Origin of the sequence: Sphaerisporangium sp. NPDC005289, assembly GCF_040607455.1 — a bacterium.
Classification (GTDB): domain Bacteria; phylum Actinomycetota; class Actinomycetes; order Streptosporangiales; family Streptosporangiaceae; genus Sphaerisporangium; species Sphaerisporangium rhizosphaerae.
The window spans coordinates 589,222-604,048 of the sequence record NZ_JBEXGS010000001.1; the positions used below are offsets into that span (position 1 = coordinate 589,222).

The following is a 14,827-nucleotide window of genomic DNA, read 5'->3' on the forward strand; positions in this document are numbered from 1 at the left end:
TTCGCTGGTGACGTAACGCGGTAATCATCCTGATTGTTCCCCCACATACGCCTCCAGCACACCTCTCAGGAGATCTAAACCCTCCGTAACGGTGCTTTTGCGGATGTCTTCCCGTGAACCAGGTAAAAGTACGTCTCGGTGCCATATGTCGCCATCCGGACCGGCGACGGCGAGATGGACCGTGCCCACGGGCCGGCCGTCCTGCTCGTCCGGACCGGCCACTCCGGTCACCGCGAGCCCGTACGACGAGCCGGTCACTCGCCGCACGCCGGCCGCCATGGCCGCGGCGACGTCCGGATGGACGGCACCCTCCCGATCGAGGAGATCTTCGGGGACGCCGAGCAGGCGCGCCTTCAGATCGGTCGCGTAGACGATCACGCCGCCGCGGAACGCGGCGGAGGCTCCGCTCGGGACGGTGAGCGTTGCGCCGATCAGCCCGGCGGTCAGCGACTCGGCCACGGCCACCGTGGCCCGCCCGCGCACCAGGAGGGCCAGCACCTCGGCGGCGAGCCCGGCGCTCACCCGCCGCGGGCCTTCTCCGCGACCTTGCGCAGCCGCATGGCGCGGATGACGTAGTCGAGCCCGGTCACCACGGTCACCGCGAGGGCGAGGCCGATCAGCCCCCACCTCAGCGACTGCGGCACCCCCGGCAGGATGTAGAGCGCGATCGCCGCGATCTGCAGGACCGTCTTGACCTTGCCGCCGTAGCTGGCCGGGATGACGCCGTGGCGGATCACCGCCACCCGCAGCGCCGTGACGCCGACCTCCCTGCCGAGGATGGTGCAGGTCACCCACCAGGGCAGCTCCCCCGCCGCCGACAGCGTGACCAGCGCCGCGCCGATGAGCGCCTTGTCGGCGATCGGGTCGGCGATCTTGCCGAAGTCGGTGATCAGCCCGTACCGCCGGGCGAGCCAGCCGTCGAGCTGGTCGGTCAGCGAGGCGAGCAGGAACACCACCAGGGCTGCGTACCGCCAGCCCGTCCCGTCGACGAGCATGCAGGCGACGAAGAACGGGACGACCACCAGCCGGAGGACGGTGAGCACGTTGGCGATGTTCCACGGGCTGACCTGCCGGACCACGGGCGTGGTCACCGGCTCGGTCCCGGTCTCCGGCGTGTTCGTCATGGTCCGGCCTTGATGCGGGCGATCAGGTCGACCCCCTCGGCGTCGACGACGGTCGCCCGCACGATCTGCCCGGGCGCGAGGCCGATGCCCTGGACGGTCACCGAGCCGTCCACCTCGGGACCCTGGTGGGCGGCCCGGCCCTCGTAGCCGCCGTCGCCGAGGTCGTCCTCGACCAGCACCTCGATGTCGGCGCCGATGCGCTCCTCGGCGCGCTGCGCGGTGAGCTCCTCGGCCAGCTCGGTGAGCGCCGCCACCCGCTCGTCCACGGTGTCCTGGTCGAGCTTGCCGCCCATCTTGGCGGCCTCGGTGCCGTCCTCGTCGGAGTACCCGAAGACGCCGATGACGTCCAGGCGGGCCTCCTCCAGGAAACCGGCCAGCTCGCCGAACTCGGCCTCGGTCTCGCCGGGGAAGCCGACGATGAAGTTGGAGCGCACACCGGCCTCCGGGGCGAGCTCACGAATGGTCTGGAGCAGGTCCAGGAAGCGCCGCGGGTCGCCGAAGCGGCGCATGCGGCGCAGCACCGGGCCGCTGGCGTGCTGGAAGGAGAGGTCGAAGTACGGGGCGACGCCCGGCGTGCCGGCGATCACCTCGATGAGACCGGGACGCAGCTCGGCGGGCTGGAGATAGCTCACCCGGACCCGCTCGATGCCGTCGGTGGCCGCGAGCCGCGGCAGCAGCTTCTCCAGGGCACGCAGGTCGCCGAGGTCCTTGCCGTAGGAGGTGGAGTTCTCGCTGACGAGCACCAGCTCGCGCACCCCCTCGCCGGCGAGCCAGGCCGCCTCGGCGAGGATCTCCTCGGGCCCGCGCGAGACATAGGCGCCGCGGAAGGCCGGGATGGCGCAGAACGTGCACCTGCGGTCACAGCCGGAGGCGAGCTTCAGCGAGGCCACCGGGCCGCCGGACAGCCGCTTGCGCAGCGTCCGGGGGCCGCTGGCCGGGGCCAGGCCCTCGGGCAGCTCGCCGTGGCCGGGGATGTGGGCGTGCGCCCCGCCCGCGGACCGCTCCACCGGCGAGATCGGCAGCAGCGTGCGCCGGTCGCGCGGGCTGTGCGGCACCAGCGGCCGGCCGGACAGCACGTCGTCCAGCCGGGCCCCGATGTCGGTGTAGTCGTCGAAGGAGATGACGGCGGAGGCCTCGGGCAGCGCCTCGGCCAGCTCTTTGCCATAACGCTCGGCCATGCAGCCCGCGGCGACGACCTTGGCGCCGGAGTCGGCGGCCGCGAGCAGCGTGTCGATGGAGTCCTTCTTCGCCGAGTCGATGAAGCCGCAGGTGTTGACGATGACGACGTCGGGGTCGCCGTCGTCGAGCCGCCACCCGGCAGCCTCCATGCGCGCGGCGAGCTCCTCGGAGTCGACCTCGTTGCGCGCGCAACCCAGTGTGATCAGCGATGCGGTTCGGCGGGAAGACATGATGGGCTCTACGGTATCGGGAGTTGGCCACCGCGTGACGCACTCCCCCCGTACTTCCCCGCCGGACCGTCGCGCGCGGCGCCCCGGGGCCTCACCCCGGGGCGCGTCCCTGGCGGGCGGCGCCGGTCACCGCGACCCCGGTTCCTCGGGGCCGAAGGACTTGCGCACGAGCTCGCCGGGCTTGCCGGGCACGCCGAGGTGCTTGCCGTTGACCTCCAGGTCGACGCCTCCGGCGTTGCCGATGGTGACCTTCATGTGCTTGCGGGTCTTCCACGTCTCGGAGTCGCCCGCGCGCATGGTGCCGCGGAACATCGCCTTGCCCTTGTCGTCGCTGACCTCCACCCAGGACGGCTTGTTGGCCTTCACCCGCAGCGTCACCAGGTCGCTCGCCGGTCGGGCCGCATTGGGGTGGGTGGAGGCCCTGACCGTGGCGGTGGGCTTGGGCGCGGGCGGGTTCTTGAGCTCGGCGCCGGTGGCGAGGTTCTCGCCCGGCCGGCTCATGACGCGGGTGACCCCGAAGACCGCGACGATGGCCAGCGCGATCGCCATCGCGGTGGACCAGTTGGGGCTGCGGCGCTCGCGCAACTTGATCTGGCTCTCGGCCTGGAAGACGGCCGCGGCCCGCACGGGGAGGGGGACGCCGCCGTGTTCCTCGTCGAATTGGTGCACCACGGCGTCGGGGTCGAGCCCCACCGTCTTGGCGATGTTGCGGACGTGACCCCTGGCGTAGAAGTCGCCCCCACAGAGCGAGAAGTCGTCCCGCTCGATGGCGTAGATGACCGTCTCCCTTATCCGCGTGCGGCCGCTCAGCTGAGCGACCGTCATCCCCGCCGCGTTCCGTGCCGCGGCCAGCGTCACTCCAATGCTCATACGTCCCCCTCGCCGTGCACCTGCGCTACGCGCCCGTAATCCGACGATGCGTAGTCATTCACATTCAACCAGTAACCGAGGGGGTCGGTCGCGGAGGGGTCACTCTCCCCGCAAGTCGGCGAGCAGGCCGGGCAGTTCGTCGGGTTTCACCATCACTTCGCGGGCCTTGGACCCTTCGCTCGGCCCGACGACGTTCCGGCTCTCGAGCAGGTCCATCAGGCGGCCGGCCTTGGCGAAGCCCACCCGCAGTTTGCGCTGGAGCATCGAGGTGGAGCCGAACTGGGTGGAGACGATCAGCTCGGCCGCCTGGACGAGCAGGTCGAGGTCGTCGCCGATCTCCTCGTCGATCTCGCGCTTGGCGCTCGCCACGGCGGCGACGTCGTCGCGGTACTCCACCTGCATCTGCGCCTTGCAGTGGGCGACGATCTCGTTGATCTCCTTCTCGGAGAGGAACGCGTTCTGCAGGCGCATGGGCTTGCTGGCGCCCATGGGCAGGAACAGCGCGTCGCCCTGGCCCACGAGTTTCTCGGCGCCGGGCTGGTCGAGAATGACCCGGGAGTCGGCCAGGGAGGAGGTGGCGAAGGCCAGCCGGGACGGCACGTTGGCCTTGATCAGGCCGGTGACCACGTCGACCGACGGGCGCTGGGTGGCGATGACCAGGTGGATGCCGGCGGCGCGGGCGAGCTGGGTGATGCGGACGATGGAGTCCTCGACGTCGCGCGGGGCGACCATCATCAGGTCGGCGAGCTCGTCGATGATCACCAGCAGGTAGGGGTAGGGCTGGTAGACGCGCTCGCTGCCCGGCGGCGGCACGAGCTTGCCGGCGCGCACGGCCTTGTTGAACTCGTCGACGTGCCGGAACCCGCTCGCGGCCAGGTCGTCGTAGCGGCGGTCCATCTCGCCCACGACCCATTCGAGGGCCTCGGCGGCCTTCTTCGGGTTGGTGATGATCGGGGTGATCAGGTGGGGGATGCCCTCGTAGGTGTTGAGCTCGACGCGCTTGGGGTCGACGAGCACCATGCGCACCTCGTCGGGCGTGGCGCGCATGAGGATCGAGGAGATCAGCCCGTTGACGCAGACCGACTTGCCCGCGCCGGTGGCGCCGGCGATGAGCAGGTGGGGCATCTTGGCCAGGTTGGCCACTATGGTGCGCCCCTCGACGTCCTTGCCCAGCCCGACGATCATGGGGTGGTGGTCGGCCTGGGCGACCTGGGAGCGCAGCACGTCGCCGAGGCTGACCAGGTCCTTGTCGGTGTTGGGGATCTCGACGCCGATCGCCGACTTACCGGGGATCGGCGACAGGATGCGCACGTCCGCCGACTTCACGGCGTAGGCGATGTTCTTGGTGAGGGCGGTGACCTTCTCGACCTTGACCGCCGGGCCGAGCTCGATCTCGTACCGGGTGACCGTCGGGCCGCGGGTGAAGCCGATCACCTGGGCGTCGATGGCGAACTGCTCCATCACGCTGGTGAGGGCGTTGACCACGGTGGTGTTGGCCTTGGTCTGCGGCTTGGGCGGGGTGCCGGCACGCAGCACCTGAAGGTCGGGCAGGGCGTACGGGCCGGCCTGCGGCGACAGGACGAGTTGCTCCACCTTGCGCGGGGCGGGGGTGGGCTGGGGCGGCTCGGGCAGGGGCGGCGCCTCGGGGGGCTCCTCGTCCACCAGGCCGGGGACGATCTCGGGCGAGTGGTCGGCCATCTTGCCGGCCCCGTCCGCGATGACCGGAGTGTCGTAGGGCTTGACGTGCTCGCCGACCTCGACGTCGGCCTCGCCGTCCTTGCCGGAGCCCCGCGTGCGGCTCTTGCGCGGGGCGCGGGGCGCCCGGGCGGGGCGCTCGCCCGGCGCGGCCTCGGGGCCGGCGGAGCCCTTCTGGAACAGCATGTGCTGGATCTCGGCCAGGCGCTCGGGCACGCGGTGCACCGGCGTCGCCGTGACCACCAGGACCCCGAAGCCGGACAGCAGCAGGAGCAGGGGGATGGTGATGAAGGCCGGCAGGATGCTCGCGGGAGGCGCCGAGACGATGAAGCCGACCATGCCTCCGGCGGCCGACACCTTGTCCATGCCGTCGGTGGCGGCCGGGCCCGAGGGGTAGGGCGTGGCGTGCGCGACGTGGATGATGCCGAGCAGGCCGGCCAGCAGGGCGGTCCAGCCGATGATCATGCGGCCGGTGTCGGCGTTCTGGTCGGGGTGACGCAGCAGGCGCCAGGCGACCAGCGCCAGCAGGACGGGCACCGACCAGGCCAGCGAGCCGACCGCGCCGCGCAGCACGGCGTCGACCACGGTGGCCGCGGCGCCCTTGGTGGTGCGCCACGTCATGGCGGCCAGGACGATGGCGCCGCCGAGCACGGCCAGGCCGAGGCCGTCGCGGCGGTGGGCGGGGTCCAGTTCGCGCGCCTGCTGCCCGAAGGCCCGCGCGGCGGTGCCGATGCCGTTCGCGAACAGCAGCCACACGCCGACGAACAGCTTGCCGATGGCCAGGAAGACCCAGCCGATCGGGTCGGGCTGCTGGGCGGCGGGACGCCGGGCCGGCGGGCGCCCGCCGGCGCGTGGGCTCGCGGACCGCGCGGCGGCCGGCCGCTTGGCGGAGGACGGGCGCGATGACGTGGACCGCTTCGCCGACCCCTTCGGGGTGCTTTTCGACGTACGGGTGGCCATGGTACCGAGGGTACGCATGGGACGACGGCGCCGCGGGGAGGCGCGCCGGGGCTGTCGTGATCGTCGGGGAAAGTCCGGATCTGGCCAGGAGTTGCGTTTTATGTATTGACATCATGTTTCATGTAATGGAACCTCCATCCAACAGGACGTTGGAAGGAGAAGTGATGTCCGCACTCGACTGGACCGTGCTGGGCGCATACTTCGCCGTGATGATCGTCATCGGCGTGTGGTCGAAGAACCGCATCAGGACCGTCATCGACTACTTCACGGCCGGAGGGAAGATCCCCTGGTGGCTGTCGGGGATCTCCCACCACATGTCGGGTTACAGCGCGGTCATGTTCGTCGCGTTCGCCGCCGTCGCCTACGACTACGGGCTCACCGTCTACGTCTGGTGGGCGATGACCATCGGCATCGGCGTGGGCATCGGCGCCTTCCTGTTCGCCGCGCGGTGGAACCGGCTCAGATCCAGGCACGGCGTGGTCTCGCCGCTGGAGTACCTCACCCGGCGCTACAACCTGCCCACCCAGCAGGTCATGGCCTACAGCGGCGCGCTTCTGAAGGTCGTGGACATCGCCGCCAAATGGGTGGCCATCTCGGTGCTGCTCAAGGGCTTCGCCGGCATCCCCATCCAGTACGGCATCGCCATCACCGGCGCGGTCACCGTGGTCTACGTGACGGTCGGCGGGCTGTGGGCCGACGTGCTCACCGACTTCGGCCAGTTCGTCATCCAGGCCGTCGCCGGCGTCGTCATGTTCGCGGCCGTCCTCGGGCACCTCGGCGGGATCTCGGCGCTGTGGACCATGTGGGGCGACCTGCCCGAGGGGCACGGCGACCCGCTGAGCGGGCCCTACACCACGACGTACTTCTTCGCCTTCCTGCTGATCAAGACCTTCGAGTACAACGGCGGGATGTGGAACCTCGCCCAGCGCTACATGGGCGCCCCGTCGGGCTCGCAGGCCAAGCGGGCGGCGCTGCTGTCCAGCGCCCTGTGGCTGCTCTGGCCGCTGGTGCTGTTCATCCCGATGTTCGCCGCGCCGCTCATCGTCCCGGGCCTGACCAACTCCGACCAGTCCTACGTGCGGCTCGCGCAGGAACTGCTGCCGACCGGCCTCATCGGCCTGGTGCTGGCCGGGTTCTTCTCCCACACCATGGCCATGGTCTCCTCCGACGCCAACGTGATCTCGGCGGTGATCACCCGCGACATCCTGCCGGTCTTCGTCCGCCGGCTGCGCGAGCTGCCGGCCGCGGGCGCGCTGCGGCTGGCCCGGGTGACCACCTTCATCTTCGTGGTCGTCAGCATGACCATCGCGATCACCACCCAGGGGCAGGGCGTGGTGCTGAAGATCGTCGTGGACGTGGTCGCCGCCACGATGGGGCCGATCTCGATCCCGCTGATGCTCGGCCTGCTCCCCTGGTTCAAGCGCAGCGGGCCCACCGCGGCCATCACCTCGTGGGCGGCGGGCCTCGCGGTGTGGGCCGTGATCAAGTGGGTGATCGCCTCCGCCGACCAGACCCTCGTCGTCGCGGCCCCGCTGGTGACGTCCTTGGTCCTGTACGTCGTCATCGGGCTCCTGCGCCCGGAGAACACCCCGTCCCGCGACGAACTGGTCGACTCACTGAACACTGATCTTCCTTCGGCGTCTCCCGATCGGCCGACCGCCACCCTCGCGTGACGCGCGCCGGTGGGCGGGGTGAGAGGATCTCTCACCCCGCCCACCGGCTTGTACCGTGACGTGTACGGCTATTTGTCCGACTCCAGGATGCCGCCGTTGGCGACGTCGGTCTTCTCGATCTCGGTGAACACGATGCGCACGGCCTCGGGCCGGGCCTTGAGGATGCCCACGGCGGCGTCCGTCACCGCCGCCACGAACTCGCGGCGCTGGTCCATCGTCCGCCCCGACAGCAGTTCCACAGTGATGTTCGGCATAATGCCCTCCGGATTCCATGTGTTGCATCACATGAAATCAGATTCCACTACATGAACCAAGAAGGAGGCAGCCGGCGTGGACGTGATAGTGATCGGCGAGCCGCTGGTCGAGTTCTCGGCGTCCGCTCCCCTCACCGAGGCGGACACCTTCCGCCTGTCGTTCTCCGGGGACGCGCTGAACGCCGCCGTGGCGGCGGCGGCCGCGGGCGCGCATGTCGCCCTGGTGACGCGGGTGGGCCAGGACGAGTTCGGGGAACGGCTGATCCGGTTCGCGGCCGCGCACGGCGTGGACACCCGGTGGATGCTGCCGGGCGCCGGGTCCACGGGGGCCTACGCCGTTGGGGCGGACCCCGGCGGCGAGCGGGCCTTCGCCTACATGCGGGCGTGCAGCGCCGCCTCCAGGCTCGGCCCCTCGGACGTGGCCGACGCGCCGCTGGCCGAGACCGCCGTGCTGCTGGTCAGCGGCATCACCGCCGCACTGTCGGCCTCGTGCGCCCACGCGGTGCGTCATGCGGCAGAGATCGTGCACGCGTCCGGCGGCAAGGTCGTGTACGACCCGAACTTCCGCTCCCGGCTCACCACGCCCGAGCAGGCCGCCGGCGTGCTCGCCGACATCGCGCCGATGGCCGCCCTCGTGGCCCCGTCCTGCCCGGGCGACAGCCTTCCGCTGCTCGGCACCGCCGACCCGGCCGAAGTGGTGCGTGCCTGCCTGAAGCTCGGCGCCCGCGCGGTCGCCGTCACCCGCGGCCCCGAGGGCGTCCTGCTCGGCCTGCCCGGCGGGGGGGACACGTGGCCGGACGGGAGCGCGGGCCCACTGGTGGAGATCCCGGCGGTCGCCGCCCAGGCGGTGGTGGACCAGACAGGGGCCGGTGACGCCTTCATCGGCACGGTGGCGGCGCGACTGGCCACGGGGACGGCGCTACGCGACGCCGTACGGGCGGGAACGGCGGCCGCCGCCATCAGCCTGCAAGGCCAGGGCGGCACCGGCCGCGTCGCCACCCCCGAGGAGATCGACCGCCTCCTCACCCGCCCCAAGGAAGCCTGACCCCGGTCCGCCGAGGTCGACCGTCCGCCGACGCCGGCCACCCTGACCGCCGTACAGGGGCGCCGGCATCGCCGTACCCCTTCCCGCCGACGCGGCGCCTCCCGGGAGCCAGCAGCGAGACCGAAGAACGGGACCCCGCCCGCCTTGGGCCCGTCCGGGTCCGTCCTTGGGGCCCGTCCTTCAGAGGGCAACGGGGAAACCCAGATGCCTGACTGACCCGTCGGCGCGGGCCATCTGCCCGCCGTACAGGGCGCCGGCATCGCCGTACCCCTTCCCACCGACGCGGCGCCCCATGGCAACCAGCAGCGAGACCGGAGGAGGGGCCCGCCTGTCCCGGGGTACCGGCGGGTGGGTCACTGCGGTGGCGGGGTGGGCGGGGGTCAGCGGGTGGGGGTGGTGGTGGGGGCGCCCAGGGCTTGGGAGACGTCGCGGGCGGCGGCGGTGACGATCGGGGCGAGCTCCTCCAGGGCGGCGCGGTCCATGTCCATGGCGAGGGTGGAGATGGAGATGCCGCCCAGCACCTGGCCGGTGTGGTCGAAGACGGCCGCGCCGACGCAGCGGATGCCCGGCTCGTTCTCCTCGTCGTCCATGGCGTAGCCGAGGGCGCGGATCTTCTCGAGGTGGGCGAGCAGCTCCTCCACCCCGGTCAGCGTGTCCGGGGTGAGCCGCGGGAGGCCGGTGCGCCCGGCGATGGCGCGCACCTCGTCGTCGTCCAGCCCGGCGAGGATGGCCTTGCCGATGGCCGTCGTGTGCAGGCGCAGGCTCATGCCGACCCGGGAGGGCATCTGGTAGGGCCTGCGGCCCTCCAGCTTGTCCACGTAGACCGCCTCGTCGCCGCTGCGGATGCCGAAGTGGGTGGTGTAGCCGGTGCGTTCGTGCAGGGCGCGCAGCGCCGCCGAGGCCTGCCGGGACGGGTCGAACCTGGTCATGACCCGGCCGGCGAGGGTGAGGATGCGCGGCCCCGGCTCATAGCCCCCCGCGCCGTCGGCGCGGGCGAACCCCCACTCGACGAGCGACTGCAGGATGCGGTGAACGGTCGACTTGGAGACGCCGGTCGTCGCGGCGATGTCGGTCACGCGGTGGTGCTCGGCGATCGCCTCGAGCACCGCCAGCGCCTTGTCGATGGAGCTGCCTTCCCTGACCACGTCCTGAGCCTACTAACAGCCACCGCCCGGCACGCTCCGCACGACCGTGCGAGGGCCGTGACAGGGCCGTGACAGGGCGGGGTCGTGCGGCCGGCGGGCGAGCGAGGTCACCGGGCGAGCCAGCCGCCGTCCACCGCCAGAATGTGGCCGTTGACGTAGTCGGAGGCCGCGGAGGCGAGGAAGACGGCCGCGCCGGCGAGGTCCTCGGGGGCGCCCCAGCGGCCGGCCGGGATGCGGGCCCTGATGGCGGGCTCGCGGTCGGGGTCGGCGCGCAACGCGCGCGTGTTGCCGGTGACGATGTACCCGGGGGCGATCGCGTTGACCTGCACCCCCCGCGGCGCCCACTCGCAGGCCAGCGAGCGGGTGAGCCCGGCGACGCCGTGCTTGGCGGCGGCGTACCCGGCCGCGTTGATGCCGCCCTGGAACGACAGCATCGACGCGATCATGATGATCTTCCCCTGCCCGCGGTCGAGCATGGGGCCGCCGAGAGCCCGGCTGAGCAGGAAGACCGCGTCGAGGTTGACGTCGAGCACGGCCCGCCAGTCGGCGTAGTCGTGCTCGACGGCAGGCGCCCTGCGGATGATCCCGGCGTTGTTCACCAGGATGTCGACCCGGTGGCGGGCGGCCAGCTCCTCGGCGGCCTCGGGCAGCCGGGCGACGTCGGACAGGTCCAGGACCCACCGCCAGGCCTCCCTGCCGGCCTTGCGGACCTCGGCCTCTACCTCGTCCAGGTCGTCGCGGTGGCCGTGCAGGACGACGTCGGCCCCCGCCCTGGCCAGGCCGGCCGCGATCGCCCGGCCGATGCCGGTGCGCGAGCCGGTGACCAGCGCCGTCCGGCCTTCCAGGGAGAACATCACCGCATCTCGCCGATCGCGACCTGCTCCATGTCGTCGTAGGCCTGGTTCTCGCCGCCCATCGCCCAGACGAAGGCGTAGTTGCGGGTGCCGAACCCGCAGTGCACCGACCACGGCGGCGAGATGACGGCCTGCCGGTCGGCGACGATCAGGTTGCGCGTCTCGTCCGGCCTGCCCATGAGGTGGACGACGCGGGCGTCCGGCGGCACGTCGAAGTACAGGTAGACCTCGGTGCGCCGCTCGTGGGTGTGGCAGGGCATGGTGTTCCACATGGAGCCCGGCTCCAGCACCGTGACGCCGAGGACGAGCTGGCAGCTCTGGATGCCTTTGGCGTGGATGTACTTGTAGATGGTGCGGTCGTTGGAGCCCTCCTGCGAGCCCAGCCGCACCGGCTCGGCGTCCGGCAGCCCCGCCCTGACGGTCGGGTGCCCGGCGTGCGCGGGGGTGGACACCAGGTAGAACGCCCCGCCGCTGAAGGACACCGCGCGCGAGCCCATGCCCACGTACAGGCACTCCTTGGTCCCGAGCGGGTGCTCCTCGCCGTCGACGGTGACGACGCCGGGCTCGCCGAGGTTGACAACGCCGAGCTCGCGGCGCTCCAGGAAGTACCCCGCGCGGAGCGCATCGGGGCAGGGAAGGTCCAACGGCGCGTCGCCGGGCGCCGCGCCCCCGACGATGATGCGGTCCTCGTGGGAGTACACCAGGCGGATCTCGCCGGGGACGAAGAGGTCCTCGGCGAGGAAGCGGCTCCTGAGCCGGTCGGTCGTCATGCCCGGCACCTGGTCCGGTGCCGTCGCGTACCGTACCTCCACCACGCCTCCTATTCCGTTACATAAAATGCCATATCGCTATATAGAACAGCGCTGGGCGTGCCAGGTCAAGCCGCCGGGAGGACGGCGTGGCGGGACCCGCCCGGAGGGCGTCTAGTACGTGCGGCGGACGCCGCGGGCGGCCACCTCGATGCGGTCGCGGGCCTCGAGCAGGCAGGCGGCGATCTCGCGGTCGCGGCCGGCCGTCAGCCGGGGCACCGGGACCGACACGCTCACCGCGTCACGCGGCGGATAGGCGATGTCCAGCGCCACCCCGAAACAGCGCAGGCCCTCGGTGTTCTCCTCGCGGTCGATGGAGTACCCCCGCTTGCGGATGCGCCGCAGATCGGCCATGAGCTGCGCCTGGTCGACGATGGTGCTCTTGGTGAGGCGGGGCAGCTCGGCCGGCAGCAGGCGCGCCACCTCGGCGTCGTCGCGGGTGGCGAGGATGGCCTTGCCGAGCGAGGTGGTGCTGGCCGGCAGCCGCCGGCCGACCCTGGTGAAGGGCCGCAGGTAGTGGCGCGAGGCCCGCGTGGCGAGGTACACCACGTCGAAGTGGTCGAGCCGCGCCAGGTGGACCGTCTCGCCCGTGACCTCGGCGAGCCAGTCGAGCGCGTCGCGCGCGATCTGCACGACCGGGTCGCCGTCGATGTAGGTGGCGCCCACCAGCAACGCCCGCATGCCGATGCGGTAGAGGGTGCCCGTGACGTCGGTCTCGATCCACCCGAGGCCGACCAGGGTGCGCAGCAGGGCGTGCAGGCTGCTCTTGGGATAGCCGAGCTTGCCCTGGAGGTCGGACAGGCTGTGCAGGCCGGGATACTGGGCGAAGAAGTCGAGCAGCTCGACGGTCCGCACGGCGGACTTGACGTGCGGCACCGCGGTCCCCTCTTGCGGCACCGCGGTTCCCTGCTCCGTCATTTGCGCCCTCCCTGCCGCACGTTACCTCCATTGTCGCCCGGTCACGACTCGACGACGCGACCGCCGAGCCAGGCGTACTCGGGATCGGACGCATCCAGCTCCGCCAGCTCGGCCGCGTAGGCCTCGGCGTCGTCCACCGGCTCGTAGCCGAGCGCCCGTCCCGCCGACAGGTCCCACCAGTTGCGGGTGTTGGCCGACACGCCCCAGACCACCGCGTAGGTCAGATCCGGCGAGGTCAGGCAGGCGTGGGCCAGGCGCACCATGTCCCCCGGGCTGAGCCAGGTGGACAGCGCGCGCGGGCTCGGCGGGCGCTGCTCGAACGTGCCGATGCGCAGGCACGCGACCCGCATGCCGTACCGGTCGGAGTAGTAGCGGCCGAGGGCCTCGCCGTAGGCCTTGGACACGCCGTAGTGCGAGTCGGGCGCCACCGGGGTGTCGGCGGGCACCGACTCCCGCCGGGGCGTGAACCCCGCCGCGTGGTTGCTGCTGGCGTACACGAACCGCTCGACCCCGGCCTGCCGCGCGGCCTCCATCACGTGGTAGGTGCCCTCGATGTTGGCCGTGAGCGCCTCCTCGAACGTGGCGCCGGTGGAGGGGACGCCGGCCAGGTGCACGACCGCGGACACCCCCTTCATCGCCCGGTCGAGCACCGCCGGGTCGGCGATGTCCCCGCAGATCACCTCGAAGCGCTCGTGCTCCATCGGGGTGCGGTCGAGCAGCCGCAACGTGTGGCCGTACTCGGGCAGACCGGAGGTCAGGCAGGCGCCGATACGTCCGGCGGCACCGGTCACAAGAACGTTGTTCGCCGGGTTCACTGGGGTCGCCGTGTTCGCTGGATTCGCCGTGTTCGCTGTGCTCGCCGTGTTCACCATGTGGCCACCGTATGGGCGGCGATGTGGTCCACGTCAAGATCGTCACCCAGTCCTGGACGACACGGGAGTGTGACATTTCCTGAATCGTCCAAAGGATCGATGATCGAGCGGAGATGCGGCGGCGGGGCGTCGTAGTCCGAGTGCGGGTGCAGCAGGCCGCGCTCGTACCACTCGCCGCACAACGTCGCCCCGATCACGGCGAGCGCGCCCGACCCGTTGCCGTGGATCTCACAGCCCATCCCGAACGACTCGGCGGTGTGCACGGCCTTCAGCGCCGGGATGATCCCTCCGGAGCCGACGACGCCCACGCGCAGGATGTCGCACGCCCCCGCCGCGATCCACTCGGCCCGCGCCATGTGCTTGCCCCAGGAGGTCTCCGGCCCGAGGATCGGGGTGGCGAGCTGGTCGGCCAGCCAGCGGTAGGACTGCACCGACGCCTCCTCCATCGGCTCCTCGTACCAGGCGAAGTTCAGCTCGTCCAGCGCCCGGCCGAGCCGCAGGGCCTCGGTGCGGCTGTACCAGTGGTTGCTGTCCAGCATCAGGGCGACGTCGGGGCCGACCGCGTCCCGCACGGCCGCGCACGCCTTGATGTCCAGCTCGACGCCATGACGCATCGGCGGCATCCAGGTGTGCAGTTTGATACCCCGGTAGCCCCGCGCCACCAGATCCTTGGCGAAGCTCGCGTAGTCCGACAGCGTGGCCAGGCCGCCGGGGATGTCGTCGCCGCACATCGTGCTGGCGTAGGCGGGGACGACCGAGCGGGCGCCGCCGAGGAGTTTCCAGACGGGCAGACCGAGCCTGCGGCCCGCCAGGTCCCACAGGGCCTGGTCCACGGTGCTCAGCAGGCGGTCGGTGAGGTGGCCGTGGGCGCCGCGCTGGCGCCGCGCGAGCGCGTGCCACAGCCGCTCGCGCTCGAGGCCGTCCTGGCCGGTCAGCACGGGGCGCACGTGCGCCTGGATCATGCTCTCGCGCAGCGTCTCGGGCTGTCCGAGGCAGTACCCCTTGGCGCCGTCGCTGTCGGTGATCTCCAGCAGCGCCTCCTTGACCTCCCGCGGCGGGCCCGGATGCCGGTGACCGTGCCCGTCCACCACCGATCTGGCGACGGTCGTGAACACCGTGACGCCGACGCGCTCGATGACGGCCATGACCTCTCCTTCCGCTCGATCGGCCCCCGGCCTCGCCGGGGTGGAACCGGGACC

14 protein-coding genes are annotated in these 14,827 nt (G+C 71.7%); 2 read left to right on the top strand and 12 right to left on the bottom strand.

What is annotated here, in order from left to right:
* Positions 1-24: 24 nt before the first annotated feature.
* The 5 genes from ABZT47_RS02250 to ABZT47_RS02270 form a co-directional block, all read right to left on the bottom strand.
* A complete protein-coding gene (locus tag ABZT47_RS02250) occupies positions 25-522 on the bottom strand; it encodes a nicotinamide-nucleotide amidohydrolase family protein (RefSeq protein ID WP_354835182.1) in 498 nt (165 codons plus the stop codon).
* A complete protein-coding gene (gene pgsA, locus ABZT47_RS02255) occupies positions 519-1,124 on the bottom strand; it encodes a CDP-diacylglycerol--glycerol-3-phosphate 3-phosphatidyltransferase (protein WP_354835184.1) in 606 nt (201 codons plus the stop codon). Before pgsA ends, ABZT47_RS02250 begins: the two co-directional genes overlap by 4 nt.
* The gene (gene rimO, locus ABZT47_RS02260) at positions 1,121-2,533 is read right to left on the bottom strand and encodes a 30S ribosomal protein S12 methylthiotransferase RimO (protein ID WP_354835186.1); all 1,413 of its coding nucleotides are present in this window, start codon (positions 2,531-2,533) and stop codon (positions 1,121-1,123) included. The genes pgsA and rimO overlap by 4 nt, the downstream gene beginning before the upstream one ends.
* A 126-nt stretch (positions 2,534-2,659) precedes the next feature.
* Complete coding sequence (locus ABZT47_RS02265) at positions 2,660-3,403, bottom strand: RodZ domain-containing protein (RefSeq protein ID WP_354835189.1); 744 nt, start codon at positions 3,401-3,403, stop codon at positions 2,660-2,662.
* Positions 3,404-3,502: 99 nt separating this feature from the next.
* Complete coding sequence (locus ABZT47_RS02270) at positions 3,503-6,058, bottom strand: DNA translocase FtsK (protein WP_354835191.1); 2,556 nt, start codon at positions 6,056-6,058, stop codon at positions 3,503-3,505.
* A gap of 164 nt (positions 6,059-6,222) precedes the next feature.
* On the opposite strand from ABZT47_RS02270, the gene ABZT47_RS02275 reads away from it, so the two are divergent.
* Entirely contained in the window at positions 6,223-7,731 is a 1,509-nt protein-coding gene (locus ABZT47_RS02275; protein ID WP_354835193.1) for a sodium:solute symporter family protein, read from the top strand.
* A gap of 68 nt (positions 7,732-7,799) precedes the next feature.
* Here the strand turns inward: ABZT47_RS02275 and ABZT47_RS02280 are convergent, their stop codons facing one another.
* On the bottom strand, positions 7,800-7,985 hold the full coding sequence (locus tag ABZT47_RS02280; protein ID WP_354835195.1) for a tautomerase family protein: 186 nt from the start codon (positions 7,983-7,985) through the stop codon (positions 7,800-7,802).
* Positions 7,986-8,061: 76 nt separating this feature from the next.
* Between ABZT47_RS02280 and ABZT47_RS02285 the strand changes: the two genes are divergently transcribed.
* A complete protein-coding gene (locus tag ABZT47_RS02285; protein WP_354835197.1) occupies positions 8,062-9,030 on the top strand; it encodes a sugar kinase in 969 nt (322 codons plus the stop codon).
* A 380-nt stretch (positions 9,031-9,410) separates the two neighbouring features.
* On the opposite strand, the gene ABZT47_RS02290 is transcribed toward ABZT47_RS02285, so the two are convergent.
* The 6 genes from ABZT47_RS02290 to ABZT47_RS02315 all read right to left on the bottom strand — a co-directional run bounded on the left by ABZT47_RS02290 (position 9,411) and on the right by ABZT47_RS02315 (position 14,773).
* A complete protein-coding gene (locus ABZT47_RS02290) occupies positions 9,411-10,175 on the bottom strand; it encodes an IclR family transcriptional regulator (protein ID WP_354835199.1) in 765 nt (254 codons plus the stop codon).
* A 107-nt stretch (positions 10,176-10,282) separates the two neighbouring features.
* Entirely contained in the window at positions 10,283-11,029 is a 747-nt protein-coding gene (locus tag ABZT47_RS02295; RefSeq protein ID WP_354835201.1) for an SDR family oxidoreductase, read from the bottom strand.
* Positions 11,029-11,841 carry a 5-dehydro-4-deoxy-D-glucuronate isomerase gene (kduI, locus tag ABZT47_RS02300; RefSeq protein ID WP_354835203.1) on the bottom strand — a complete coding sequence of 271 codons (813 nt, stop codon included), beginning with the start codon at positions 11,839-11,841 and terminating at the stop codon, positions 11,029-11,031. Before kduI ends, ABZT47_RS02295 begins: the two co-directional genes overlap by 1 nt.
* Positions 11,842-11,952: 111 nt before the next feature.
* Positions 11,953-12,756, bottom strand: a complete 804-nt coding sequence (locus ABZT47_RS02305; RefSeq protein WP_354835205.1) for an IclR family transcriptional regulator — start codon at positions 12,754-12,756, stop codon at positions 11,953-11,955.
* Between the two features lie 41 nt (positions 12,757-12,797).
* Positions 12,798-13,547, bottom strand: coding sequence for an NAD(P)-dependent oxidoreductase (locus ABZT47_RS02310; RefSeq protein WP_354835207.1), 750 nt, complete (start codon positions 13,545-13,547; stop codon positions 12,798-12,800).
* Positions 13,548-13,621: 74 nt separating this feature from the next.
* Positions 13,622-14,773 (bottom strand): enolase C-terminal domain-like protein, encoded by a 1,152-nt coding sequence (locus tag ABZT47_RS02315; RefSeq protein ID WP_354835209.1) that lies wholly within the window; start codon positions 14,771-14,773, stop codon positions 13,622-13,624.
* Between the last annotated feature and the right edge of the window lie 54 nt (positions 14,774-14,827).